This window comes from Rhizobium aethiopicum, assembly GCF_014197535.1.
Lineage (GTDB): Bacteria > Pseudomonadota > Alphaproteobacteria > Rhizobiales > Rhizobiaceae > Rhizobium > Rhizobium aethiopicum_A.
Map to the genome: position 1 here is coordinate 1 of NZ_JACIFV010000041.1, position 25,048 is coordinate 25,048.

The window sequence follows — 25,048 nt, forward strand, 5'->3', positions numbered from 1 at the left end:
GCAAGGCCATCGGCTTGCCAATGGCTAAGCCAGTGCAGTCACCCTGACGCCAACAAGCGACATCCGAACGCACCGCGCAATCGTCTGACGATCGACTGCATCGGCAAACCAAGACCGGCCAGAAACGCACCAGATTCAAAAGCTTCACAAGCTCTCAGCATGAGGGAGGCTGGAGGATGCCGCTCTCTTATAGTGGCAGGCGTTGGAGGATACCGCGCCCGACAAGTTAGGAGGCCTCGGCGCGAACGCTGCTCCAAACTCCCTCAGCCCTGAAGACATAGGAATTGGTGAGGGAGCGGAAGTAGTACCCGCAGCAGCCTCAAAGGAAGAGGCGCGCCGTACGCCGTCAAACAAACGGCAGCGCCAACTCCACCTACTGCGCCGGCGTTCCCACCCGGCCGCCTTTGCGCACGCCTGATTGATCGGGCTGCGCCTCCGGCTGATTGCCAAGCCGCAGATCCCATTGACTGGGAGGCCGCATAGCGGGCTGGTCTGTCCCCGGTTCGCGGGTCGACCGCACGATCAGATCATCCGGTTCGAAGGCCGCCTGATCGCCAGGGCTCTCCATCTGAACCGGTGCAATCTGATGGAAAACGACGAGAAGAATTATCCCGACTACCGAGCACACGAGCGCATAGAGAATGAAATATTTCAGTGCATATCCCTCGCTGATCGACAGAGCTGCGTTGATAGCGGCGCGAATGATATTTCGTACATTATTGATGGATACTTCGAATAAGGCAATAGATTTTAGCCGATCCTTAGAAAATTTCGAGAATAGGCTGCATAAAATCAACATCTATTAGAGAAAATCGCCCAACTCCTCCCGCAGTCTTCATTTGTTCAATATCGCGACAAAGACGGCGACCCATACTGCAACGGCTCAACCCCGCTTATATCGCATCCGGAATTCACGGGGGCTGCAGCCCTCGCGCTCACGAAAGACGCGAGAAAAATAGAACGGGTCTTCGATGCCGACCATGGCCGCGACGGTTTCGATCTTCTCGTCTGACGTGGCGAGCAGCTGCTTGGCCTGGTCCATACGGGCCCGAAGCTGGAAGTCCTTGGGCGGCATGCCCGTTTCGGCGATGAATTTCCGCCGCAGCGTCGCCGGCGATATGCCGTGCTCGGCGGCAAACGAGGCAACGTCGAGCGGCTGCAGCGCCCTGCTCCGCAGCGTCTCGACGAGATCACCGGTCGCGTCCTCGCCTTCGCGACCTGCAGCAGCGCTCGCCTGCCGCGCGGTGGCGATGACGATGCCATGGAGCGCCAATGCCGCCGAGGCCTGCCCGAGATGGCTGTCGTCGACGAGATCGGCATGCAGCCGCGCGAAGAGCCGCGCCACCTCATCGAGATGACGCAGAGTCACGAGGGGATGGCGCTCGCCAATCAGCCGCATCCGCACGAAATCGCGCGTGAACGAACCTTCAAACAGCGCCCAGCGCTCGTCCCATCCGGCTTCGTCAGGTCCATAGGAATGTGGGCGGTTCGGGAACAGCCAGAAGAGCGCCGGCCCCTCCACGGGCTGGCGCCCGCCCGCGGCGGTTTCGAGAAACCCCTGCCCGCGCTCCACCAGCACGGCCGCAAAACTCGGCAGCTTCCTGTCGTTGACGGCATGGCGCGCACGCTGCCTGCCGCTGCCGGTCACGGCAAGCCCGCTGGCCGCGGCAAGGGGAGATCGATAGATGGCCTCGGCTTCTCTCATGAGCGAAAAATCCAGCTGCAACTTTCCTCCATGGCGATTGGCTCACGTAACCAGCAAGCTGGAGGCAGGAAAAGTCAAAGCAGGAATGAATGAAATGTCAATTGTCGCGAATGCCGCCGGGATGGGAGTGACACAAACGCCCCTCGCCGCCCAGGGCAAAACAATCCCCCCTGAAAGGCTCGGCCCGCTCGCGCCGACCGATCCCGGTATCGGTATCGAGGCCATTCGCCGCCGCTATGAGGAGGATGGTTATGTCTGGCTGAAAGACCTCCTGGCGCGCGCCGAAGTGATCGACTTCCGCCGTTGGGTCTTCGCCCACCTCGCCGAAACCGGCCTGCTGGCGCCCGGCCATGATTTCGCACTCGGCATCGCGGCCGCCGAAGGCTTCGATCGGAACCTCGCCAACCGCCGCCTAATGTCGATCGTCCGCTCCGCCGCCTATGAAGGCTTCTGCGCCCAACCGCGGCTCGTCCACTTCATGGACATCTTTCTCCAGGGCATCTCCTATCTCCATAAACGCAAGCTGATGCGCTATGTCCAACCCGGCACGGCGGTGGCCACGCCCGCCCATTACGACCTCGTCTATCTCCGCGGCGGCACCAGCCGGCTCGTCACCGCCTGGATTCCGATCGGCGACACCCCCGCCGAGATGGGCGGCCTCGTCTATCTCGAAGGCTCACATGCGCTCGGCCGCAGGATGGAGGCAGAATTCCAGGAGAACAGCGGCACTCTCTCGCCGGAGGAGCGGATCAGCGCCTATAACAATCACATGGCCGAAGGCGGCTGGATCTCCAAGGATCTTCCCGACATGGCCGAGCGCTTCGACGCCCGCTGGCTCGCCGCCGATTACGAGGCCGGCGACGTCGTGCTGCACTCCCCCTACATGATCCACGCCGCCACCAACAACGAAGACCGCGCCCGGCGCCTGCGCCTCTCCACCGACATCCGCTACCAGAACGTCGACGACGAAATTGACGCCCGCTGGAACAACCACTGGAGCCTGGGTGATATGCTGTAAGGCTTTGGCTCCGCGCCGCAATGCTTCAGCCGAAGCTAAACCCGCCTGGGATCGATTTTTCGCGAACCAAGACAGCGACGGCGATATCGGCTAGACTTGCCGGCGCCGGCAAGCTTGCCTGGGGGCGGTCCCAGTGACCGGCGGGCGTCCGGCGCAGAGGGACCCGTATGTCGGCAATCGCATCTTTGTTTCAGGAAGCCGCCCGGCTTGCGGCCGGATTTCGCGAGAGCGCGCCGGCCCGCCATGTGCCCCGGCACGATTATGCCGCCTCGCTCGCCGCCTTCGATGAGCCGTTGCCGGCGGCCGGCGCCGATATGGCCGATGTCATCAGGCAGCTCGCCGCGGACGCCGAGCCCGGTCTGCATTTCACCACGGGCCCGCGATTCTTCGGCTGGGTTATCGGCGGCTCTCATCCGGTCGGCGTCGCGGCCGATTTCCTGACCAGCGCCTGGGGCCAGAATGCCGGAAACCACGTCGCGGCCCCGGCCGCGGCCGCCGTCGAAACCATCGCGGCGAGATGGCTTCTCGACATCCTGAAACTGCCGCCGAAAAGCTCCGTCGGCTTCGTCACGGGAGCCACGGTCGCCAATTTCACCTGCCTTGCCGCCGCCCGCGGCGAGGTGCTGCGCAAGGCCGGCTGGGATGCGGACGCCAAAGGCCTGTTCGGCGCGCCCGAGATCACCGTGCTGATCGGCGACGACGCCCACACGACGGTCTTCTCGGCGCTTCAATTCCTCGGCCTCGGCCATGACCGCGTGCTGCGCCTGCCGACCGATCCGATGGGCCGGATCGATCCGGCCGCGGTCGCCGACGCGCTTGCCCCGGTCAGCGGCCCCTGCATCGCCATTCTCCAGGCCGGGCAGATCAATACCGGCGGCTTCGACGATTTCATCCGCTTGATCCCGGCTCTTCGGGAAAAAGGCGCCTGGGTGCATGTCGACGGCGCTTTCGGCCTCTGGGCGCAGGCATCGGAAAAATTCAGCCATCTCAGCCGCGGCGTCGAGGCGGCCGACAGCTGGGCGACGGATGGTCATAAATGGCTGCAGACGCCCTATGACTGCGGCTATGCCATCGTGCGCAACGAGCTTGCCCACCGCCGCGCCATGACGATCGCCGCAAGCTACCTGCCGCTCGCAGCCGAGGGCGAGCGCGATCCCTCCCATTACGTGCCGGAACTTTCCCGGCGCGCCCGCGGCTTCGCCACCTGGGCAATGCTGAAACATCTCGGCCGCGATGGCATCGCCGCCCTCATCGACCAATGTTGCGCGTCGGCCCGCCTGCTGGCCGAGCATCTCCAGCGCGAACCCGGAGTCACTATTTTGAACGAGATCACGCTGAACCAGCTCATCCTCCGCTTCGCCGCCGACCGCGCGGACGATGAAAGCGACGCGATCACCCGCGAGACCATCGCAAAGATCCGCGAAGACGCCACCCTCTTCGCCGGCGGCGCCAAATGGCGCGGCCGCGACGTCCTGCGCCTCTCCGTCACCAATTTCCAGACGACCGCAGACGAAGCCCGGCTGGCCGCCGACAGCATCATCGCTGCCTTCCGGAGTGTCAGCCGCGGCTGACGTCTGCGCTGACTGGCATTGTGTCAGGCCGGCCAATTCGTTGTGTATGGCGCGATGCTGCCAGGTGCCCAACCACCGCCCCGTCCTTCGAGGCTCCGGCCCCTGACCTGCACGCCTCAGGATGAGGGCCGACCCTTGTACCATGCCGCTACAGCTGCCGGGCGAGACAAGCGGCGCCCTGTAGCGGATCGGCTATTGACTCATCTCCGAGCAAAGCTACCGTCCTCTCTTCTGGATTGCGGATTTGAAACCAGCACCCCCTCCCTCTTCACGTTCCACGGCTTTCCCATGTCTCAATATCTCCCTACGGTTGCCGCTCTTCTCGCTCTGATCCCGGCCGCCTCCCATGCCAGCGAGGCACGTGGCAAATCCACGCCTCCTCCGGCGAAGGACTGCGTGGAGGTCAGCGGAACTGCTCTGTCGGGAACAGCCGAAGGCCCGGCCTATGCGGCAGCCGAGGTCAAATGCGGCGCAAAGCTGTCGCTGGTGCTTCAACGCCAGACCGGCAGGAATGGAATCCTTCCCGTCTGGACCGTGATCGACCAGGTTACGATCTCAAAGCCGTCGCTCCGCCACGAGCTTCTGCAGCCGGCCTATTGCTCATCCAGCCGGTTTCCCGACGTCGCCGTCTTTGCCCTCGGCAGGATGGTGGAGCAACCGGATGGCTCCTATCGATCCGAAAATGTGGTCAAAGCCTGGCGGTTCGACATCAAGCGCGAAAGGCTGGCAGCCATTCCCGCCGACGGTGTGACATGTGCGTTGGACGGGGTTGATTGACCGTCGTCGCCCTCTCTCCGCCCTCATCCTGAGGCGCCCCGCAGGGCCTCGAAGGACGAGGCCGGCCACCACACATCGCTCACAAAGCTATTGGATTTACTGGAACCAGCGGAAAGCTGAAATTTCCGGCATCATCGTCGAACGGCAACGACCGAGCTGGTGCGGTAACGTGACAGCTGGACGCGGTTGGATTGGTTGCCGCCGAACAGATAAACGTATTGGCGTCGTTGGTCGAAGTGGTCGAACAGGCTGACGTGGAAGCGCCTGCCGCTTCGAATGACAACGACATCTCCCCGCCTTGCGGAGCGGAAGAAGACAGGCTTGCCAAAGCTTTTCCAGGAAACTGCCATATTGGGATTGGGCGGCGGCTGGCGGGACGATCGTTTGGCGACGAAGGCGAGGAAGGCTCCGCACCACGACGTTCTGCGGGGATTGATTCCGAGAAAGGAAATAGAACGTTCGTGCATGCGATTATATTTCGAAGCCGTGACGAGCATGTCGGCCTCACACGGCACGGCAAAGACCGTGAGGGCTATGACGAGAATAATTTTCATTGCTTCTCACCATTGTTTGGATAATTTGGAACATCCGAAATGTGGCGAAGAAAAAATCGCGGGCGGAACGTATATTTGAATCATGGCGGCAATTAGAAGCAATTTAACCGCGTATGTTTTCAGAATTTACAGAAACAAAACTTTACGTAGACTGCAGCATCGCCATGAAAACAGAGAATGTCGCAGTATCCAAACGCTCCATTGGTAAAGCCGTACGATGGGGAGTTCGGCCCCGGAGGCAACGAGATACCCGCGCAATGAGGATACTCACGGCGGGCCGCCCGCCGACACCTCACAAAGAGGCAGAGGTAAGGCTATTAGCCGCGAGGCGATTTATATTTCAGGATCGCACGGAATACTTCGATATGCCCAAAAACTATTGCAGACCAGCTGCCTTCAATCTGGTCAGGCCGCGAAACTCAGGCTTTGGCTGAGATCGCGCTCAGTTCCTCGAGATCGAGATCCCGCTCCAGCTCCTGCAGCGTCTCGTCATCTATATCGCCGGCGCGATGGAGCCGAATGAGTTCCCGGCGTCCGGTGGCAACCGCCTCGAGAACGACATCGAAATGAGCATGGAGCACCGGGATATAATGTTCCGTTCTGGCGGCGTAATCGACGATCGCTGTTGCACGGCGCTGGTATCGTTCGAGCAATTGAGGGTGGATAAGATTTCCCTCCGGATCATATGCCAGGTTTTGGATGGTTCCAAGCTGCGCCTGCGCCATGGCGGCTTCGGCCTGACTCATCGTAAGACGCGCTCTCTCCGTCTCCGGCTCCACCAGCCGTGCCCAGGCGATAATCCGCCCCAAACTCGTTCCCTGGACGAGCACGGTTCCGACAATGACGGCAAATGATGTTGCGAGGATGAAGTCGCGGCCGGGGAATTCTTCTGGCAGGCTGAGCGCCAGGGCAAGCGTCACCACACCGCGCACGCCGGCCCAGCTGAGGACGGTGGCGCCGCCGACGCCCAGCGGCTGGGCGCGTTCGAACCCCAGCGGCGCGCAGAGCCGGATGACGAGATCTGAGGCGAAGACCCACGCAAAGCGGGCGATCACGAGCGTCAAGAGGATCGCCAGCATCGGCAGTCCCATGGTGGCGATCACTGTGGTCAAACCGCCGCCGCGCTCAACGACATCGCGCAGCGACAGCCCAATCAATGTGAAAACAGAAGCCTCCATCAGGAAGATCATCACAGTCCAGAACGACGTGCCTCGCATGCGCGTTGCGGCCGAGAATACGGTGTGCTGGTGCCAGGAAGCGATCAGACCCGTAGTAACGGTGGCGATGACGCCGGAAACATGCAGCAGTTCGCCGAGCAGATAGGAAATCCAGGCAAGCAGCACGGTGGCGGCGATGATGAGATATTCGTCACCCAGGCGCCGGACGAATTTCACCCACGCCGTTCCGACAACGACGCCGACGACCGCGCCGCCGAGCGCCAGCACAAGGAAGCTGGCAGCCGCCTCCACCGCGCTGAAACTTCCCGTTGCGGCGGCGGCGACGGCAAAGCGGAAGAGAACCAGACCGCTCGCATCGTTCAGCAAACTCTCGCCTTCCAGCAGAATCTGCAGCCGCCGCGGCAGCTTTACACGCTCCAGCACGGCACGGGCCGATACCGCATCAGGCGGTGAAACGATCGCGCCAAGTGCTGCACAGGCGGCCCAGGGAAGTGACGGAAAGAGAAAATGGGTCACGACGGCCACGACGGCACAGGTGAAGAATACCGCTCCGACGGCCAGCGAGGCGATGCCGATCATATGGCGCCGTAGCCGCACGAGAGCAATGGCCCAGGCGCCGTCCATCAAGAGCGGCGGCAAAAAGATAACGAGCACCAGCCCGGGATCGACGGTAATCGCCGGCAGCCCCGGCACGAAGGCCAGCAGAGCGCCGCCGGCCAGCAGCGCCACGGACGGCGGTAAACCCAGCCTATGGGCAGCGTAATGCAGCGCGATGATCGCCAGAAACATCGCAACGACCAACTCGAACAATTGAGTGGGTTCCATCTCGCTCGGCCCCTGCCTAGAAACTGCTTTCGAATGCCTACTACATTATTTTCCGGGCCGAAATCGGCTTCATTCTGAACTCCTCGCGGCAGCCATGTCGGGCCGGCACCCATGCTCGCTTCGCCACGAAAAGTTTGCAACGACACGAATTTACTTGCCCTTCTCCAATGCGGCATATGTTTCTGTCTGAAAGCAAGCGGCATGAGCGGGGAAACATGACTTCAACACATGCGGAGAAAACCGGTGATGCCCTCAGCCGGACCGGCTTTGTCGGATTGGTCGTCGGCGCAGTCGGCGTCGTCTATGGCGATATCGGCACCAGCCCGCTTTACGCCTTTCGCGAGGCGCTCAGACCGTTCACGGCCGATGGCATCCACGAGTTCGAGGTAATTGGTCTTATTTCGCTGATGGTCTGGACGCTAACCGTCATCGTGACCTTCAAATATGTGCTGTTCCTTCTCAGGGCAGACAATGACGGCGAAGGTGGCACCCTCTCGCTTCTTGCCCTCCTGATGAAAAAGATGGGACGAAACGTGCCGGTGCTGTTCTTCGCGGGCCTGATCGGAGCAGCCCTCTTCATCGGCGATGCGATGATCACGCCTGCCCTCTCGGTCATGTCAGCGCTCGAAGGCTTGAAGCTGGTCACGCCCACCTTTGCCGATTATGTCCCGCTCGCCTCGGCTGGGATCATGATCGTTCTCTTTGCCGCGCAGTCGAGGGGGACTGCAGCTGTCTCCATGTTTTTCGGACCGATAACGGTCTTGTGGTTTCTGGCCATGGCTGCAGGCGGCTTGATCCATATCGGCGACGACTGGAGGATTCTGGCCGCCCTCAATCCGATCAATGCGCTCTCATTCCTCGCCCATGCCGGCACAGTCGGCCTCATCGTGCTCGGCGCCGTCTTTCTGACAGTGACGGGTGCCGAAGCGCTCTATGCCGATCTCGGACATTTCGGGCGGCGCCCCATCCAGACGGCATGGTTCGTGCTCGTCTTTCCCGCATTGCTCCTGAACTATCTCGGCCAGGGCGCGCTCGTTCTCTCCCATCCCGAAACGGCTACCAACCCGTTCTTTCTGATGTATCCGGATTGGATCCTGCTCCCGGTGGTCATCCTGGCGACGATGGCGACGATCATCGCCAGCCAGGCTGTCATCACAGGCGCGTTTTCCCTGGCCCGCTCGGCAGTTCATCTCGGCTTCCTGCCGAGGCTGCGGATCAAATTCACATCGGAGACCAACACCGGCCAAATCTACGTACCGAGCGTCAATCTTCTCCTGCTGGTCGGCGTACTGATGCTGATCTTTTCCTTTGGCGACTCCGAGTCACTGGCGACGGCCTACGGCATCTCGGTAACCGGAACCATGGTCATCTCCACCATGCTGGCCTTCCAATTCCTGCGGGCTGTCTGGGGCTACTCTCTCACGCTCGCCGCCATGCTGCTGCTGCCGCTCTTCATTATCGAAGTCTTGTTCCTCGCGGCCAATCTGCTGAAGATCTACGATGGCGGCTGGGTTCCGGTCGCCCTGGCGCTGGCGATCATGATTTTGATGTGGACATGGACCCGCGGACAGGCCTACCTCAAGAGACTGCGGGCCAACAACGAGATTCCGCTCGATTCCTTCATCCGGTCGATCGAGCGGAAGTCGGACCATTCACCGGTTACCGTTCCGGGAATGGCGGTTTTTCTAACCAGCGTGCCGGACCGGACGCCGAACGTTCTGCTCCACAATCTCAAGCACAATCACGTGCTCCACGAACAGAACGTCATCCTGACTGTTTGGACCGAGGACGAACCCTATGTTCCCGACAACAGGCGCATCAAGATAAGCCAGCTCTCGCCGCGTTTCGTCCGTCTCGACATCACTTTCGGCTTCATGGACGATCCCGACGTCACCAGGGCGCTGGCTCTTTGCCGGGAGGGAGGCTTCAAGTTCGAGATCATGAAAACGTCCTTCTATCTCGGTCGCCGCAACCTCGTCAGGACGCCGAACACCGGCCTTCCCGGCTGGCAGGAACGCATATTCATGGCGCTGGAAGGCTTTGCCATCGATCCCTCCGACTACTTCAACCTGCCGTCAAACCGCGTCGTCGAGCTTGGCGAACAAGTTGCCATATAAAGTCTGATGGCCTCGCCCCGCTTCGCGGCGACATCCTGGGCATCGTCGATCATTGCCGGGATTTAACTGGAAGTCCCGGCCTATCCCCCCTACACGCCAGGTCTTGAGACATAGGAGGACATATGAAGAGGCGGACTCTTGTACTTGGCGGCGCCGCGATTGCCGCATCGTCGGTCATTGCTGCAGCAATCTGGCCGCGGCGACATGTCGTGGCGGCAGCCAGGACATTTGATTGGAAGGGCACTGATTTCCTGAGTGGCGGCACCAAGTCCGTCGCCCTGGAAAAGCTGCCCGCGCCGCTCTTCCGCACTCGCCCGAATTGCGTCGTGACCATCGCCCAGACCCTTGGCCCCTGCCATGTCAACGACGTCCCGCCCCGCCAGAACATCTCTGAAGGAGAAGCGGGACTGCCGTTGCGGCTGGCCCTCCGTATCGTCCATGCTGCCGATTGCCGGCCGGTCGAAAACGCCGATATCGAAATCTGGCATACCGATCACCGTGGCATCTATTCCGGCCGAGAGGCTGCGAAGATGTGTACGCTTGGTGACGTCGAGGCAATAAGCGGGCTCGCCTTTCGCGGCCGCCAGCTGACCGACAAGGCCGGGCAGGCAAGTTTTCTGACCGCCTATCCCGGATGGTATAGTGGCCGCACGCCGCATGTTCATTGCCGCATCCTCGTGGATGGCAAGGAGCTTCTCGTCAGCCAGGTCTATTTCGACGATGTCCTGAGTGACATCATCTATGGTGAGCACCCCGACTATCGTGGACGCCCCCGCCGGGATACGCGCAACGACGATGACGGCCTCATTCCGCAGGACGCCACCGATCACATCTTCGATTTTGAGAAGCTCGATGGCGGCGTGCTTTCCGCCACGATTACGATCGGCCTGTCTTCGTGAGCCGATAACGGCGGAGCGTCAGGAGAGTCCTTTCACCGAACGCTGCTCGGCGACCTCTGATGCCGCCACGGCTTCTCGCCGTAGCGGCGATGCGCCCGGCTATCCTCAGTGAAGCACGCCGTGTTGAAGCATAGAGACGATCAGCGGGTCCGCTTCTGAATGATGCAACGGCTGAGGCGCGATCTCATGGTGTGAAATTTCGCTGCCGTTTTCCGGGCCAGCAAGATCGGCGGCTTCGATGGTGACGCCGTGATCGCCGTTGCCAAGTGTCAACCCGTGCTTTTCGGCAGCCGCCTTGCCGAAGTGACGAAGCAGCAGGGTTTCATCTGATACACCGGTTTCCCAGATGGGATTATCGTGGTGGGCGCCGGCCTTATCCGCTGCAATCTTGTCAGCAGCAAGTTTCAGGTCGTTGTGGGATGTGAGCCCGGTGTCCGATACCAGGCTGACGCTCGCATCGGCGGCGGCGAGACCGTCGGCGCTTGCAAGCGTAGTAGGACCTTCTTCGATGATCGTGTTATCGCTGACGGGAAAAGTGCCTGCAGCGATGATCGACGGGGAGATGCTGTACGGCGTAACATCGCTTGCAATGAAATTGTCATGGAAGGATCCGGATGCCGGCCGGTCGACCTTCAATGCCGCTTGGGTAAGATCATCGAAGAGGTTGCCTGATATATCGATGCCCTCGCGAACATAGGTCGTCGTGCCGGCGGAGCTGACCGCTACGCCCCAGACGCCGTCATGGATATAGTTGCCTGATATATCGTAGTTGCGCGTATCGCCCGAGTCGCCGAGACCGATGGCGTAAGACCAGCTGTAGCCGCCATAGCCGGAGATATCATTGTCCTGGATCGCGATATTCGTGCCGGCTTGCGCGCTGATCCCGAAGCCGCCGCCGATGATGGTGTTCCCCTCGATCACAGCGTCCACAGGTCGGATGAGCGTCAGCACGCCCTTTGGCGTCACCGCACCCGTCTGATCGAGATAATTGCCGCTGATGACGATGTTGCTGCTGTCGTTTATCTGGACGGCATCCGCCGTGGTGCCGTGGGCGTTAGTGACGGTGTTGTTGAGGAGAGTGACGCCGTTGATCTTCTCAATCCACATGCCGTCGCCGTTGACATCGTTGATCGTGCTGTTTTCGATGGTGATGTTCGAGCCGGTCCTGATGCTGATGGAACCGGCCTTGCCCGCCAAACCGGTGTGGTCGACCTCGACATTGTTGATCGTCCAGTTCGAAACATAACCGCCATAGATAGCCGCGCCACCGGTGTCGGTGATCTTGATGTTCTCGATGACGATGTTCGAGGTATAAAGGCTGTGAATGCCGTCGCCCGGGCTATGAATGACCGGAGCGTCGCCGATCCCGTAGCTGCCGATGGTGATCGGGGCGTCGACAGTGCCGGAATATTTGAGATCGAGCTGGTCGTTGAACACGCTTCCGGCGGCGAGAAGCACGCTGTCGCCCGGCTGGAGTTTCAGGTTTTCCACCGCCCAGAACGATGCGAAGGGGGAATCCTCGCTTGTTCCGGTGTTCGAGTTGGAGCCGGTCGCTGAATTCACATAATAGACTGTCATATCGCCTTGTTCTCACATTGTCGCGCAGTCGACTGGCTCGACTGCAACGAGTGGATCGGATGCGATCGGGACTAAGGCCGAAAACGCCCCCAATGCTGCGGTTACAGCGATCGAAGGCCCATCGGCCTGCCTTGGTCCCGAGAAGCGCCTGGCGGTGGCGGCACCCTCAAGGCTACAACCTCAACGAAAATAATCCATCGAACAACGACCAAAAGGTGAATGAACGGTATCGGACTGCCTGCGGGCAAGGGCTGTTGAAATGATGTTGACCGCGGTCTTGCCGGTTCCCGGTGCACTTTGAATGCGATTGTGGCTCATCGTGAGACACCGCAATGTTCCGAAGGCAAAGGCGGGGTGAGAACGCCAGACCCGTGTACCCGCTCGATGCACGATCAGGGCGCAATTCTGGTGAATGTTGCGTTCATTCGGCCGCGGCTGGTCGTCAATCCAGTCCCGCAGCAGCAAAGCGGCCGGCTGCCGCTCATGAAACCCCGGAAATTATCCGGGATTTCTCTTTGGTTCAGTTTCAGCTGCGCGCCCTCAGCTCAGCAAGCTATCCATATGGAGGTAGACGGTCAGCGTATCGCCGTCGCTGTGGTACGAGTTTCCATCGTCGATCCCGTAGCTGAAGGTCTCGCTCACATGTCCGTCATGGTCATGGTCGGGGAGCTTCGTTTCATCGAGCGTGTAGGCATAGTTGCCGTCCCGGTCCACGTGGATGACGCCGTAGTCGCCGGTCAGCGTCAGGCCGTCCTTGCCGACGCTTTCGTTACCGAAGCGGCGCAGCACCAGGGTCCCGTTATCGGAGCTGTCGTTTTCGAGGAGATTGCCGCGGTGGGCGTCGCCCGTATCCGTGAGAATCTTCAAATTGTCGTGGACGGCGACAACCGCCGGATCCGCCGACTCCTCCGTGACTGCGGCAGTCGTGACAACCGGGCTCGCCAGCGCCGTCTCGACATTGGCGACCGTATGGTTGTTGCTGACAGTGAAGGTGTGCGCGTCGACGATCGAAGGCGATATGCTGGTGGCGTTGGTGCCGCTCTCGATTGTATTGTTGGAGAAGGAGCCGGAGGCCGGTCTGTCGACCTTCAGCGCCGACTGCGAGAGGTCGTCGAAGACATTGTCGTGGACCTTGATATTCGTGCGGGTATAGCTCGAAGCGTCGGCGGGGGCGGTAATGACGACGCCCCAGGCGCCATCGTGGATGTGGTTGCCCGCAATATCGTAGTCTCTCGCATTCCCGTCATCACCGAGACCGACGGCGAAGGACCAGTTGTAACCGTGAAATCCCGATATATCGTTGTCGCGGATGGCGACGTTCTTGCCCGCTTGTGCGCTGATGCCGAAGCCGCCGCCGCTCAGCGTATTATCCTCGACCACCGCGTTCACCGGCCTGATGAGCACGAGGACGCCCTTGGGGCTATCGGCTTGCGTCTGGTCGAGATGATTGCCTTGGATCAGGATGTTGCTGCTGTCGTTCACCTGGACGGCATCGGCCTTGGCGCCGTGGCTGTTCGTCACCGTATTGTTGAGAAGTTTGAGGCCCTCGACCTTGTCGATCCAGATGCCGTCGCCCTTAGCGTCCGAAATCTTGCTGCTTTCGATCGTGATGTTCTTGCTGTTGCGGAAATTCATGGCGCCTGTTTCACCCGACAATCCCGCCTTGTCGACTTCCACATGGCGAACCGCCCAGTTCGAAACACTGCCGCCAGAGATGGCCGAGCCACCGCTGTTTGTTATTTTAAGGTTCTCGATAACAATGTTCGATGCATAAAGGCTATGAATGCCATCTCCGCCACTATGGATGACAGGCGCCGCCCCCGTCCCGTAACTGCCAATCTTGATTGGCGCGCTCGCGCTACCGGAATATTTGATATCAAATTGTTCGTTGAACACGCTCCCCTTGGCGAGCAGCACGCTGTCGCCTGGTTTCAGTGCCAAGGATTCCACTTTGGACAAAGTCGCAAAAGCCGAGTTCTGGTTCGTCCCATTGTTGCGGTCGGAGCCAGTCGCTGAGTTCACATAGTAGATTGTCATATCACCAATGTTGCCCTGTTCGTCGGATCGCTATGTCGCCACTGAGACCGACCGGGATCGGCCAATCGTCCTGCGGCCGGGGCAACCGTCCACGGCAAGAAGGCGAGAAGATGTTGTCAATGCGGCAGCGACCGGTTTACGGGTTTTGTTCCACAGGCAACGGCGCCCGGTCTGACAAGGCGCTGAAAAGCCGCAACCAAAACAGGGAAAAGAGCCACTTAGAGGCGAATAAATCGAGGAACGTCGGGGCAGCGAGATATCTTCTTTCCAGGCTGTACCGCAGTGATTCTGCTTGCGATTCGCATGAAGCCACAGCGCCAGCTATGCCAAGCAGCCCCAATCGTGAGCAGGCCAGAGGGCCTCTCGAATGACGGGGCGGGTGATCATCTCAGCGCTATTTCTCCCCTCGCCTGCAGCGCCGAAGTCAACGGCAGGCGAGCGGCGGCAATCGCCGGCAGGGCGCCGCCCAGGATGCCGATGGCAAGGCCCAGCAGGCCGGCAGTGAACACCACGTCGGGAGTGACGTCGAGCTGAAAGGCCATCCTGGTCGTGTTGCCGCCCATCGTGCTTGCCTGCCAACCATCGAAAGCGAGCTTGGAGGCGAAGACACCGAGGCCGGTGCCGGCCACCGACAGGAGCACCGCCTCCACCCAGGTAGCGACCAAAGCCGGCAGGCGGGCAAAGCCGAGGAGGCGCAGCGTAGCGATCTCAACGCTGCGGTCGGAAATCGAACTCATCATCGTATTCAAGGCACCCGCCGCCGCACCGATCGCCATCAGCAGCGCGATCGGCCAGCCGAACAGGCGGATCAGGCTCTCGGTGCGCTCGGCCTGGCCGGCGTAGAGCTCACTCTCGGAAACGGCCACGAGCGGCGTGCCAGGCAAGGCCGACAACCGATCGCGCAATGCCGCCAGTGCTCTTGCGGGATCGCCTTCGCCATCGAGCCGCACACGCAGGCTCTGCACCTGCCCCTGCCGGTCGAAAGCCGATTGCACCGCCTCCAGATCCGCCCAGATCTCGGATTCAAAGGCGCTGCCGCCTGAAGTGAAATGTCCGACGATCCTCCAGTCGAGCGCGCCGAGTCGGATCGTGTCGCCGACCGCAAAGCCGGGAAAAGTATCGGCGATGCGGGCGCCGACGACGATCTCGCGCGCGCCTTGCGAAAACAGCCGCCCCCGCGAAAGCCGCGCGCGTTCACGCAAGCCGGGGCCTGCCGGATCCATGCCTCTGAGCGACAGCGTCTGCTCGACGCCCTCGTCTTGTCTGACGTCGACGGGAACGACGGTCTCGCGCGACAATGCGGGCCCGCCCGCGCCGTCGCGAGCGATCCCGGTCTCGCCACTCGTGGCCGCAAGGCTGCGGATTGCCTCGGCCGGCACCTCCGAACCAGTCTCCTGGTTGGTGCCGCCGCCGAGAATGACGGCGATATCAGGCGAGCCGGCGCCGGCGAGCGCCGCCTCGAAGCCGCGCGCCATCGCCAGAAAACCTGAGAGCACCGCCACGACGAGGGCGACCGACAGCACCATCGACAACGAGATCCACAGCCGTCGCGGCAGGCTGCCAAGGTTGACTCTGATCATGAGAAAGGTCTGCTTGAGCGTTGATGACATTGGGTTATCTCGTTCCGAAGGCGTCGATGGGCAGACGCACGGCGATCACCGCAGGCAGCAGTCCGGTCAGCAGGCCGAGCCCCGCCATGATCGCGAGAGATTTCGCAAGCACGCTCGTGCCGAAGACGAGACCGAACTCCGGTCCGATGGAAAGCGTCGCAAGCTTGGCGAGAACAAGTCCGCCCGCGCCGCCGACAAGAAAGATAAACAATGTCTCGCCAAGAATGAGCGCGAGAATCCGCAGGCTGGAAAAGCCGAGCACCTTCAAGACGCTGATCTCGAAACGCCGCTCTCTCACCGCAAAGAGCATAGTGTTGACCGTGATCATCAGGATGGTGACGAAGGCCGCCCCCACGACGAGGCTCACGATCAGGCCGATATCAGCGAATTGCCGGAGAAACGCTTCCAGGAACTGCTTTTCCGACTGCGTCCTCGTCTGCGCCGCCGAATTGGCGAATAGAGCATCGATCCGCGCTGCAAGCACGCTGGGCGACACGCCCGGACGCGGACGTACCACGAAGGCGTCGACCGTATCCTTGTCGCGCGCACGAGCGGCATTGAGGGCGTCGTAGCGGGCGAGCATGAAATAGGTATCGGTGCTGGCATCCGCCCCCTCAAAAATACCCGCGATCGTGAAGCTCCAATTGCGGCTGCCGTCAGCCCTGGCAAGCTGCCCGGTAAAGCCGATGCGCTGGCCGATCGACCAGCCCTCGGCTTCCGCCAGTGCCCTGCCGACCAGCACCCGATCACCGGCCTCTTCCAATGCCGCGATCGACTCCGGCGTCAGTTTGAGCTCGTCGCCGTTGGCCGCGGCAATCGCCTGTGGATCGACGGCGCTGACGGCAACCACATTCTTTTCGACCTCGACGAAGCCCCGCATGCGGGCGGTATAAGCGACTGCGGCGACATCCCCGTCAGCCGCGATCCGGTTGAGGTAAGCAAGCGGCAGCGGCAGCCCGCGGCTCGATTTGTTGAAGACGCCGAGCAGATTGTCGCTGGCGCCGGCCGCTCCTTGGCTGCCGCTGACGAAGCTCGCCGTAAGCCCGTAGATCAGGAAAGCGACGCCGACTGAAAACATCAGCAAAATGGCGCGCAGCCGCTTGCGCCAGACATTGCGCCGCATGAGCTGAAGGAAGGTCATCGGCCCGTCCTTTCCTCGCTGACGAATTCGCCCTTGTTGAGACGCAGCGTGCGACGGGCAAGGGAAGCGGCCGCGGGATCATGCGTGACCATGATGATGGTCTTCTGAAGCTCGCGATTGAGAAAACTCAGCATCTCCAGGATATCATCAGCCGATTTGCGATCGAGATCGCCGGTCGGCTCGTCGCAGAGAATGAGATCGGGATCGGCGACGATGGCGCGGGCAATTCCGACGCGCTGCTGCTGCCCGCCCGACATGCTCGACGGAAACTGCCGCTGGCGGCCCGCGAGTCCGACGAGATCCATGACCGTATCGACGCGAGCCCGTCGCTCCTTGCGGCCGAGCGGCTTCAACAGCAGCGGCAGCTCGATATTCTCCGCCGCAGTCAGCATCGGCAGCAGATTGTAAAACTGGAAGACGATGCCCATGGCATGTGCCCGCCAGACCGCTCTTGCCCCTTCGCCCATCTGCTCGAGACGGCTGCGGCCGACCCTGATTTCACCGGCATCCGGGCTGTCGATACCACCGAGCATGTTGAGCAATGTCGATTTCCCGGAGCCAGAGGGTCCCATGACAGCAACGAAATCGCCGCGCGGAATGGAGAGATCGAGCCCGGAAAAGATCGAAATCGTCTCCGCTCCGATCCTGAAGGACTTCCTGACGCCGGCAAGGGCGATATAGGGTTCTGCGGTGTCGGTCATGGTTCTGCTCCTTGGTGTTGCTTGACTAGTCCGAGCTTCGAGGGGACGGAGAGGCTGCCGCGAATGCCCTTCTCCCCAGCGGGGAGAAGATGCCGGCAGGCAGATGAGGGGGTGAGCGACGAGAGTAGCGAGTGCGCTGAGCGCAAGCGAAGGGCAATGAGCGGCGTGCCGTGCGGCCCCCTCATCCGACCCTTCGGGCCACCTTCTCCCCGCTGGGGAGAAGAGGGAGCAAGCCGCAGACTTTGCGCGGGCACGTCCTCTCTCCGGCCAGAAGGCCTCCCGCAGGGGACAACCGCGGCATCCGCCATTCTCATCTTGACGCGCGATCAGCAGGATCGCCTCTAAAAACAGGAACACCCGCTTCCTCGCCCACCACCAGCCGAATGCGCGCCGCCATTGCAGGCCGCATGCCCGGTGGCGGCGAAGAGGGCGACAAGCGCAACGTCACCGTGCCCTTCTCCTTGGAAATGACCGGCGCAATTCTCGCCACTTCGACCGCGAACGGTTTATCGGGGAAGCCGTCGAGCACGGCCTCGCCTTCGAGACCCGGGTGCAGCAGCGCCATATTGACCTCGGCCACATCGGCATCGATGACCAGACTTGCGGTATCGGTGATGGCAAGCAGGCTTTCGTTCTCCCGTACGCTATCCTCGCGCGACAGCACGGTGTCGCCGACATGCGCATCAAGCCGCGTCACGGTGCCGGAAATCGGCGCCCGCACGGTCAGCGCCTCCATCTGCTCGCGCGCCCTGTCGATATCGAGCTTCGCCTTTTCGAGATCCTGCCTTGCCTGTGCCGCGGCATTCCCGGCCGTATCGAAAGTGGTGCGCGCTGCCTCCAGCGCCTCGGCCGACATGGCGTCGCGCCCAGCCAACCGCTCTGCACGATCCAGCGACGACCGCGCCTGGGCAAGTGTGATGTTCCTCGCCTCCAGCGCCAGCTCCGCCGCCCGCCCTGCTATATAAGCGCCTCGGAGCGCGAAGCGTGTACCGGTATCATCAAGCCGCACGAGCACCTGGCCAGCCACAACCGGATCGCCTGCCTCGACCTCAACGGCGACGATCCGCCCCTCATATTTGGAAAAAACGGTGGCGATGTCGGGCGCCACGACATAACCGGAGCCTGTGATCTCGCGGCTTGGCGTACCCCGGTTCGGTGCGACGATGCCCGGTGGCGTGGCGTCGTCAATCGCCGCATCCTCAGGCAAAGTCGTGACTGGCAACGCCGCTCCACCAGCCGACAGAACTGCGTCACCGCCCATAAACCTTGCAAGCGCGGTCTCGATCCGCTCCAGCGCATCCGGCCGATAAAGAAGAGCCGCCGCCAGCGACACCGCCCCTGCGAGGGCCAGCATCGCCGATACTCGCCGCTGGGCTCGGGGCTCCGGCGGCTCAATCTCGAAGTCCGCGGGCTCGATCGAAAGCGATCTGAGCCTGGCGGCAAGGTGTCGTTCATGTTCCGATGTCGTGTTCATGCCGACAGAATGGCCGCGGGCGAAAAAACCGCGACCTGGAACATGTTTCAGGCATGCCTCGATCGCGATTGTGTACGTGGTGGCTGCACTATTGGCGGCCGTGACTGCGCATGCGCGCCTCACTCAACAACTGTATTGCCGTGTGGCCCCCCTCTGCCCTGCCGGGCATCTCCCCCAGAAGGGTGGAGATCGGCAAGAGGCTTGACCATTGGTCCCTCTCCAACGGCATCGACAATTACAATGCTTTCGTTATTTTGGGGCTTTGGTTGTTTGAGGAAGCCATCTCGCCCAGCCCATCTCCCCCCTTGTGGGGGAGATGCCCGGCAGGGCAGAGGGGGGTGTCCCACGGCACGCCCGCCACAACAATCGATGGCGAGTCCTACAGAAGAGCAAGGCCGGGTGGCCCCGCACCTCACCTCTTCCTCTGCCGCCAGGCCACCGGCGTCATATCGGTCACACGCCTGAACTCCCGATTGAAATTCGACTTGGTCTGGAAGCCGACCTCGAACATCACCTCGGTTACCGATTTTTCGGTGACGGACAGCAGGCGGCACGCCTCGCCGATTCTGTAGTCGTTGACATATTGCGAGACGTTCTTGTCCATCGCCCGGTTGATCGCCGCCGAGATCTGGCGGGCGGGGATTCCGGCCTTGCGGGCGAGCCGGTCGAGGTTGAGATTGGCGTCGCAATAGAGCTTTTTTGCCTCCATCAGCGCATCGACCGCCGCGATCGTCTCCTTGTCTTCGCTGGTATCAGACCTCGGCGCCACCTCTGTTATCTCCGGCGGCACCCGGCTGCGGCTGGCGGCTGCCGCAGCAATGCCGAGGATAACGAGGGCGGCGAGATTTCCCACGCTGATCAGCGCCAGCGCCCGCTCGCTATGCGCCGAGATGAAATCGAGGAAGACGAAAGTATCGACAGCGGCCGAGAGACAAAGCGCGGCTGCCGTGAAGATGATTGCCCGATAGGCCGGCACGGCGCCTTCGAAGGGCGCGAGCCGCAACGCGTCCGCCCCCGGGCGCATCAAAAGCAGGATCGCCACGGCGTAACCGACGAAGACGAGCACCAGCGCCACGTCGATCGCATCCCGCCAGAAGCTCACCAGCAGCAGGATGAGGATAGCGGGCACGGCATGCAGCCCGATCCGCGCAGCAAGCGACCGCCGGCTCGTCCTCACCAACCTGGAAACCCCGGCATAGGCAAGCGGCGGCACCACTGCTGCAATCACGGGCGCAACCAGCCCCACCCCCTGCACGCCATAGCCCCAACGCAAGCCGGAAAGCGCGGATTGCAGCGCCGAGACCAAGATCAGCGCCAGAAAAGGCAGGTTCGGCGCCACCTCCTCATCGCGCCTGAGAACAGTGGCGAAGAGGATGAGCAGCAGGAGAGCAACGACGAAGGGAAGCGGAATGAAGATCATGGGACTCCAAGATCGGAATGACGAACGGCGCCATCATTGCCGAGACCGCCGCCCAGCGCGACCTCCATCATGTTTTAGAACATATTTTATGTGGGAATTTTTGGATTGGCGGTCGCGGCGTTCGAGCGAACCATGAACGCCGGAATCAGACGCGCCCCAAAAACGCAAGTACGCGGGCAGTGAGGAGCGCGGTCGCATCTGCGTCATATGTCGGAAGCGAGCTGTCGGCGAAGTAGTGCTGGTCACCGGGATAGAGGAAAAGCTCCGCGTCCGCGACCTTCGCCACGATCTCGCGGGCGGCCTCGATGTCACCCTCGCCGACGAAGATCGGATCGTTGTCCATGCCGTGGATCTGGACCGGGACGCCCTCCGGCCAGGGTCCGAAGGCCCACTCGCCGCTGATCGGCAGGCAGGAATAGAAAAGCAGAGCCCCGCGGGCTCCAGGCCGTGTTTGCGCCAGCTTCTGCGCTGGCAGCACGCCAAATGAGAAGCCGGCATAGACCAGTTCGGAAGGCAGTTCGTCGGCGAGCCGGACGCCGTGTTCCCTGATGGCGTCGAATCCGATCTCGCCGACATAGGCAAGCCCCTCCTCGATGCTATGGAACGTGCGTCCGTCGAACAGATCGGGCGTGTGGACGATGTGGCCCGCCGCCCTGATGTCGTCTGCGAAGGCACGCACTCCAGGGGTCAACCCTTGTGCGTGATGGAACAGCAAGATCTCAGTCATAAAGCGTCTCCCGTCGAGGTGTTGGCCCGCTCGATAAGAAAATTCAGAGGAGTTCAGACTGGGCCTGCGGCAGTCATCTCAGGCGTCGCACTCGGCCCCGATGACAATATTTAAGGGGCTGCTCCGAAAAAGGCGAGCCGCGTAACGATCGTATATTGCGATTCCGATACCATCAGCGCCACGAAGACCAGCACCAGCACCGGCGGCATCAGGATGGCGTAGACGAGCGCCAGCCGCTCCCAGGCCATATGCATGAAGACCGCTACGATCAGCCCGGCTTTCAGCATCATGAACAGAAGGATCAGCGTCCATCTGAGATAACCCTGAATGCCGAAATAGTCGACAAGGTAAGAAAAGGCGCTGAGCACGAAGAGCAAGCCCCAGACGAAGAGATAGAGCCGGATCGGATGCTGCTGTCCAGTGTGTGCTTGTGCATGCACCGTTTGGGTTTGGGCATGCGCCGTTGTCTCGCTCATGACGACCTCACCACAGATAGAAAAACGCGAAGATGAAGACCCAGACAAGGTCGACGAAGTGCCAGTAGAGGCCCATGATCTCGACGGCTTCGTAGCGGCCTTTCCGGCTGGTGAAGAAGCCGCGCCGTTCCACGTCGAAATCGCCCCGCCAGACCTTGCGGGCGATGATGAGCAGGAAGATGACGCCGATCGTCACGTGGGTGCCGTGGAAGCCTGTTATCATGAAGAAGGTCGATCCGAATTGCGCCGCGCCCCAGGGGTTCTCCCAGGGGCGCACTCCTTCGGTGATCAGTTTCGTCCATTCGAAAGCCTGCATGCTGACGAAGGTTGCGCCAAGAAGTGCTGTCAGCAGCATCAGTATCGCGGTCACGCGGCGGTCGCGGCGATAGCCGAAATTGACCGCCATCGCCATGGTGCCGCTGCTGGAGATCAGCACGAAGGTCATGATCGCGATCAGGATCAGCGGAACATCCTGGCCGCCAATATGCAGCGCGAAGACCTCGCTCGGATTGGGCCAGGGGACGGGGGTCGACATGCGGGCGGTCATATAGGCGATCAGGAAACAGCCGAAGACGAAGGTGTCACTCAGCAGAAAGATCCACATCATCGCCTTGCCCCAGGAGGCGGTCTTGAAGGCGCGCTGATCCGAGCTGAAATCGGCGGCGACTCCGCGTAGGCCCCCGGGCCTGAGGTTTGCATCGCCGTGTGTCTCGATAGTCTGTGCCATCTGCAAATCCCCTAGCTTATCAACGTGCGGCAGAGGTCGACGAAATCATTCGCCCAGCCGGCAAAGACCGCGAACAGCAAAAGCCAGACGGCGAGCATGAAATGCGAATAGATGGCCGAAAGGTCGACGCTGAGGCGCAGTCTCTCCGGCGCAACATCGGCTGCGAACGCCTTGACCGTCGTATGAGCGAGGACGGCAAGCCCGCCCAAAATATGCAGCCCGTGCAGGCCGGTCAGCATATAGAAGAAACTGTTGGCGGGATTATCGGCCAGCACGTAGCCGGCCGCCATCAGCTCCCGCCATGCCTGGATCTGCCCGGCGAGAAAGAAGACGGCAAGCGCAAATGCGGCGACGAGCGCCGGTCGCAGACTTTCCATGCGGCCATGCTGCGCTTCGCGTTTGGCCCATCGCAGCGCCGCGCTACTGAGCACAAGGGCTGCGGTATTTACCCAGAGCAGGCGCGGAACCGGCATCCCCCACCAGTCGGCCGAGGCCGCACGCATAAAATAGGCGCTGACGGCAAGGCTGAAGAGCGCGCCGACGACGCCCAAGAACACGAAGAGGCCGATCTTGACCGCCGGTACGGGAGGCCGTTCGGCGCCGCCATGCGCCGGCAGCTGCACCGATCCGGTTTCGAGCCAGGGCTTCGAGGCCAGCCGCTGTCCGGAGAGCCACCAGATGATGATGGCGGCGACAGCGGCGAGGAAGGTCAGCATGACGTTCATGCCGGAACCTCCCGCGTGGTGCCGCCCGTTGCAGGCACGTTTTGCGGAATGAAATCCTCGGCCGCCCCAGGCACGCTGTAATCATAGGCCCAGCGGTAGACGACGGGCAAATCCGTGCCCCAGTTGCCGTGTGCGGGCGGCGTCTGTGGCGTCTGCCATTCGAGCGTCGTCGCCCGCCAAGGATTGCCCCCCGCCTCCTTCCCCCGCAAAAGGCTCCAGACCAGGTTGAACAGAAAGACCATCTGCCCGGCCCCGACCACAAGCGCCATGACGGTGATGAAGATATTCAGCGTGTGAGCAGAAGGCGGAACGAAGGCCGTCTCCCCCATCTCGAAATAACGGCGCGGCACGCCGAGCAGACCGAGATAATGCATCGGAAAGAAGATCGCATAGGTGCCGAGGAAGGTGATCCAGAAGTGTATATGGCCGAGCGTATTGTCCAGCATGCGCCCCGTCACCTTCGGATACCAGTGATAGATCGCCCCGAAGATGACGAGGATCGGCGCGACCCCCATGACCATGTGAAAATGCGCGACGACGAACATCGTATCCGACAGCGGCACGTCGACGACGACATTGCCGAGGAATAGGCCGGTCAGGCCGCCATTGACGAAGGTGACGATGAAGGCGAGCGCAAAGAGCATCGGCAGCGTCAGATGGATATCGCCGCGCCACAGCGTCAGCACCCAGTTGTAGACTTTGATCGCCGTCGGGATGGCGATGATCAGCGTCGTGGTGGCGAAGAAGAAGCCAAAGGCCGGGTGCATGCCGCTGACATACATGTGGTGCGCCCAGACGACGAAGCTCAAGCCCCCGATGATGACGATCGCCCAGACCATCATGCGGTAGCCGAAGATGTTCTTGCGCGCATGCGTGCTGATCAGGTCGGAAACGATGCCGAAGGCCGGCAGCGCGACGATATAGACCTCTGGATGCCCGAAGAACCAGAACAGATGCTGGAACAGGATCGGGCTGCCGCCACCATGCTGCAGCTGCGTGCCCATCTCGACGATCGCGGGCATAAAAAAACTGGTGCCGAGCAGGCGATCGAACAGCATCATCACACAGGCGACGAAGAGGGCCGGAAAGGCCAAGAGTGCCATGACGGTTGCGGTGAAGATGCCCCAGACGGTGAGCGGCATCCGCATCAGCGTCATGCCGCGGGCGCGGCCCTGCAGCACTGTCACCACATAATTCAGGCCGCCCATGGTGAAGCCGATGATGAAGACGATCAGCGAGATGAGCATCAGCAGGATGCCCCAGTCCTTGCCGCCGGGTGTGCCCGACAGGACCGATTGCGGCGGATAGAGCGTCCAGCCTGCCCCCGTCGGACCGCCGGGGGCGAAAAAACCCGCCACCAGGATCAGCACGGCAAGCAGGTAGATCCAGTAGCTCAGCATGTTCGCATAAGGGAACACCATGTCGCGTGCACCGACCATCAGCGGGATGAGGTAGTTGCCGAAGCCGCCGAGGAAGAGTGCGGTGAGCAGATAGATCACCATGATCATGCCGTGCATGGTGATAAACTGATAATAATGGTCGGCATCGATGAAGGCGAAGTAGCCGGGAAAGGCGAGCTGAATCCGCATCAACCAGGAGAGCACCAGCGCCACCAGGCCGATCGAGATGGCAGTCAGCGAATATTGGACGGCAATGATCTTGGCGTCCTGGCTGAACACATATTTGGTCCACCAGCTGTGCGGATGATAAAGCTCGACATCCTCGACTTCGGCGGTCGGGATGACACCTGCGCTGCCGGACGGAATCTCGACCATGATATCTCCTCCT

At 61.4% G+C, this 25,048-nt stretch carries 21 protein-coding genes; 5 read left to right on the forward strand and 16 right to left on the reverse strand.

Translation table 11 applies throughout. The annotated features are described in order from the left end of the window. Positions 1-373: 373 nt before the first annotated feature. The gene (locus GGD53_RS29740) at positions 374-799 is read right to left on the reverse strand and encodes a hypothetical protein (RefSeq protein WP_210303393.1); all 426 of its coding nucleotides are present in this window, start codon (positions 797-799) and stop codon (positions 374-376) included. An 84-nt stretch (positions 800-883) separates the two neighbouring features. Further along, positions 884-1,705: a helix-turn-helix transcriptional regulator gene (locus tag GGD53_RS29745; protein WP_184460304.1), complete on the reverse strand. Its 822-nt coding sequence runs from the start codon at positions 1,703-1,705 to the stop codon at positions 884-886. A gap of 94 nt (positions 1,706-1,799) precedes the next feature. Here GGD53_RS29745 and GGD53_RS29750 point away from each other — a divergent pair, with 94 nt between their 5' ends. The 3 genes from GGD53_RS29750 (at position 1,800) to GGD53_RS29760 (ending at position 5,071) form a co-directional block, all read left to right on the forward strand. Then, entirely contained in the window at positions 1,800-2,723 is a 924-nt protein-coding gene (locus GGD53_RS29750) for a phytanoyl-CoA dioxygenase family protein (RefSeq protein ID WP_184460305.1), read from the forward strand. A gap of 167 nt (positions 2,724-2,890) precedes the next feature. After that, positions 2,891-4,294: a pyridoxal phosphate-dependent decarboxylase family protein gene (locus GGD53_RS29755; RefSeq protein WP_184460306.1), complete on the forward strand. Its 1,404-nt coding sequence runs from the start codon at positions 2,891-2,893 to the stop codon at positions 4,292-4,294. A gap of 288 nt (positions 4,295-4,582) precedes the next feature. Continuing rightward, positions 4,583-5,071: a hypothetical protein gene (locus GGD53_RS29760; RefSeq protein WP_210303394.1), complete on the forward strand. Its 489-nt coding sequence runs from the start codon at positions 4,583-4,585 to the stop codon at positions 5,069-5,071. A gap of 131 nt (positions 5,072-5,202) precedes the next feature. Here the strand turns inward: GGD53_RS29760 and GGD53_RS29765 are convergent, their stop codons facing one another. Beyond that, positions 5,203-5,625 (reverse strand): TIGR02594 family protein, encoded by a 423-nt coding sequence (locus tag GGD53_RS29765; RefSeq protein ID WP_064803389.1) that lies wholly within the window; start codon positions 5,623-5,625, stop codon positions 5,203-5,205. 419 nt (positions 5,626-6,044) lie between these two features. Continuing rightward, a complete protein-coding gene (locus tag GGD53_RS29770) occupies positions 6,045-7,628 on the reverse strand; it encodes a Na+/H+ antiporter (protein ID WP_184460307.1) in 1,584 nt (527 codons plus the stop codon). 215 nt (positions 7,629-7,843) lie between these two features. On the opposite strand from GGD53_RS29770, the gene GGD53_RS29775 reads away from it, so the two are divergent. Together GGD53_RS29775 and GGD53_RS29780 are read left to right on the forward strand one after the other, a co-directional pair. Beyond that, positions 7,844-9,745: a potassium transporter Kup gene (locus GGD53_RS29775; RefSeq protein WP_184460308.1), complete on the forward strand. Its 1,902-nt coding sequence runs from the start codon at positions 7,844-7,846 to the stop codon at positions 9,743-9,745. Positions 9,746-9,867: 122 nt separating this feature from the next. Further along, the gene (locus tag GGD53_RS29780; protein ID WP_184460309.1) at positions 9,868-10,644 is read left to right on the forward strand and encodes a protocatechuate 3,4-dioxygenase; all 777 of its coding nucleotides are present in this window, start codon (positions 9,868-9,870) and stop codon (positions 10,642-10,644) included. Between the two features lie 105 nt (positions 10,645-10,749). Here the strand turns inward: GGD53_RS29780 and GGD53_RS29785 are convergent, their stop codons facing one another. From GGD53_RS29785 to GGD53_RS29840, 12 genes are all read right to left on the reverse strand, one after another. After that, positions 10,750-12,222, reverse strand: coding sequence for a right-handed parallel beta-helix repeat-containing protein (locus GGD53_RS29785; RefSeq protein WP_184460310.1), 1,473 nt, complete (start codon positions 12,220-12,222; stop codon positions 10,750-10,752). A 540-nt stretch (positions 12,223-12,762) separates the two neighbouring features. Then, positions 12,763-14,259, reverse strand: coding sequence for a right-handed parallel beta-helix repeat-containing protein (locus GGD53_RS29790; RefSeq protein ID WP_184460311.1), 1,497 nt, complete (start codon positions 14,257-14,259; stop codon positions 12,763-12,765). A 383-nt stretch (positions 14,260-14,642) separates the two neighbouring features. Next, positions 14,643-15,869: an ABC transporter permease gene (locus GGD53_RS29795; RefSeq protein WP_184460312.1), complete on the reverse strand. Its 1,227-nt coding sequence runs from the start codon at positions 15,867-15,869 to the stop codon at positions 14,643-14,645. 4 nt (positions 15,870-15,873) lie between these two features. Further along, on the reverse strand, positions 15,874-17,010 hold the full coding sequence (locus GGD53_RS29800; protein WP_184460313.1) for an ABC transporter permease: 1,137 nt from the start codon (positions 17,008-17,010) through the stop codon (positions 15,874-15,876). After that, positions 17,007-17,711, reverse strand: a complete 705-nt coding sequence (locus tag GGD53_RS29805) for an ABC transporter ATP-binding protein (protein WP_184460314.1) — start codon at positions 17,709-17,711, stop codon at positions 17,007-17,009. Before GGD53_RS29805 ends, GGD53_RS29800 begins: the two co-directional genes overlap by 4 nt. A gap of 310 nt (positions 17,712-18,021) precedes the next feature. Continuing rightward, the gene (locus GGD53_RS29810; protein ID WP_246717916.1) at positions 18,022-19,185 is read right to left on the reverse strand and encodes an efflux RND transporter periplasmic adaptor subunit; all 1,164 of its coding nucleotides are present in this window, start codon (positions 19,183-19,185) and stop codon (positions 18,022-18,024) included. Positions 19,186-19,597: 412 nt separating this feature from the next. Continuing rightward, positions 19,598-20,605, reverse strand: coding sequence for a helix-turn-helix domain-containing protein (locus GGD53_RS29815; protein WP_184460316.1), 1,008 nt, complete (start codon positions 20,603-20,605; stop codon positions 19,598-19,600). 145 nt (positions 20,606-20,750) lie between these two features. Continuing rightward, positions 20,751-21,332, reverse strand: a complete 582-nt coding sequence (locus tag GGD53_RS29820) for a dienelactone hydrolase family protein (RefSeq protein WP_184460317.1) — start codon at positions 21,330-21,332, stop codon at positions 20,751-20,753. 110 nt (positions 21,333-21,442) lie between these two features. Then, positions 21,443-21,808, reverse strand: coding sequence for a cytochrome C oxidase subunit IV family protein (locus GGD53_RS29825; protein ID WP_064803412.1), 366 nt, complete (start codon positions 21,806-21,808; stop codon positions 21,443-21,445). 7 nt (positions 21,809-21,815) lie between these two features. Continuing rightward, the gene (locus GGD53_RS29830) at positions 21,816-22,535 is read right to left on the reverse strand and encodes a heme-copper oxidase subunit III family protein (RefSeq protein ID WP_184460318.1); all 720 of its coding nucleotides are present in this window, start codon (positions 22,533-22,535) and stop codon (positions 21,816-21,818) included. 11 nt (positions 22,536-22,546) lie between these two features. Beyond that, positions 22,547-23,260, reverse strand: a complete 714-nt coding sequence (locus GGD53_RS29835) for a cytochrome c oxidase subunit 3 (protein WP_184460319.1) — start codon at positions 23,258-23,260, stop codon at positions 22,547-22,549. Then, entirely contained in the window at positions 23,257-25,035 is a 1,779-nt protein-coding gene (locus GGD53_RS29840) for a cbb3-type cytochrome c oxidase subunit I (protein WP_184460320.1), read from the reverse strand. Before GGD53_RS29840 ends, GGD53_RS29835 begins: the two co-directional genes overlap by 4 nt. Positions 25,036-25,048 lie beyond the last annotated feature (13 nt).

Bases quoted from the DNA above. Each gene is read 5' to 3' on its own strand.
- GGD53_RS29740 (WP_210303393.1), bottom strand. From the start codon at position 799: ATGTTGATTTTATGCAGCCTATTCTCGAAATTTTCTAAGGATCGGCTA.
- GGD53_RS29745 (WP_184460304.1), bottom strand. From the start codon at position 1,705: ATGAGAGAAGCCGAGGCCATCTATCGATCTCCCCTTGCCGCGGCCAGC.
- GGD53_RS29750 (WP_184460305.1), top strand. From the start codon at position 1,800: ATGTCAATTGTCGCGAATGCCGCCGGGATGGGAGTGACACAAACGCCC.
- GGD53_RS29755 (WP_184460306.1), top strand. From the start codon at position 2,891: ATGTCGGCAATCGCATCTTTGTTTCAGGAAGCCGCCCGGCTTGCGGCC.
- GGD53_RS29760 (WP_210303394.1), top strand. From the start codon at position 4,583: ATGTCTCAATATCTCCCTACGGTTGCCGCTCTTCTCGCTCTGATCCCG.
- GGD53_RS29765 (WP_064803389.1), bottom strand. From the start codon at position 5,625: ATGAAAATTATTCTCGTCATAGCCCTCACGGTCTTTGCCGTGCCGTGT.
- GGD53_RS29770 (WP_184460307.1), bottom strand. From the start codon at position 7,628: ATGGAACCCACTCAATTGTTCGAGTTGGTCGTTGCGATGTTTCTGGCG.
- GGD53_RS29775 (WP_184460308.1), top strand. From the start codon at position 7,844: ATGACTTCAACACATGCGGAGAAAACCGGTGATGCCCTCAGCCGGACC.
- GGD53_RS29780 (WP_184460309.1), top strand. From the start codon at position 9,868: ATGAAGAGGCGGACTCTTGTACTTGGCGGCGCCGCGATTGCCGCATCG.
- GGD53_RS29785 (WP_184460310.1), bottom strand. From the start codon at position 12,222: ATGACAGTCTATTATGTGAATTCAGCGACCGGCTCCAACTCGAACACC.
- GGD53_RS29790 (WP_184460311.1), bottom strand. From the start codon at position 14,259: ATGACAATCTACTATGTGAACTCAGCGACTGGCTCCGACCGCAACAAT.
- GGD53_RS29795 (WP_184460312.1), bottom strand. From the start codon at position 15,869: ATGTCATCAACGCTCAAGCAGACCTTTCTCATGATCAGAGTCAACCTT.
- GGD53_RS29800 (WP_184460313.1), bottom strand. From the start codon at position 17,010: ATGACCTTCCTTCAGCTCATGCGGCGCAATGTCTGGCGCAAGCGGCTG.
- GGD53_RS29805 (WP_184460314.1), bottom strand. From the start codon at position 17,711: ATGACCGACACCGCAGAACCCTATATCGCCCTTGCCGGCGTCAGGAAG.
- GGD53_RS29810 (WP_246717916.1), bottom strand. From the start codon at position 19,185: ATGAACACGACATCGGAACATGAACGACACCTTGCCGCCAGGCTCAGA.
- GGD53_RS29815 (WP_184460316.1), bottom strand. From the start codon at position 20,605: ATGATCTTCATTCCGCTTCCCTTCGTCGTTGCTCTCCTGCTGCTCATC.
- GGD53_RS29820 (WP_184460317.1), bottom strand. From the start codon at position 21,332: ATGACTGAGATCTTGCTGTTCCATCACGCACAAGGGTTGACCCCTGGA.
- GGD53_RS29825 (WP_064803412.1), bottom strand. From the start codon at position 21,808: ATGAGCGAGACAACGGCGCATGCCCAAACCCAAACGGTGCATGCACAA.
- GGD53_RS29830 (WP_184460318.1), bottom strand. From the start codon at position 22,535: ATGGCACAGACTATCGAGACACACGGCGATGCAAACCTCAGGCCCGGG.
- GGD53_RS29835 (WP_184460319.1), bottom strand. From the start codon at position 23,260: ATGAACGTCATGCTGACCTTCCTCGCCGCTGTCGCCGCCATCATCATC.
- GGD53_RS29840 (WP_184460320.1), bottom strand. From the start codon at position 25,035: ATGGTCGAGATTCCGTCCGGCAGCGCAGGTGTCATCCCGACCGCCGAA.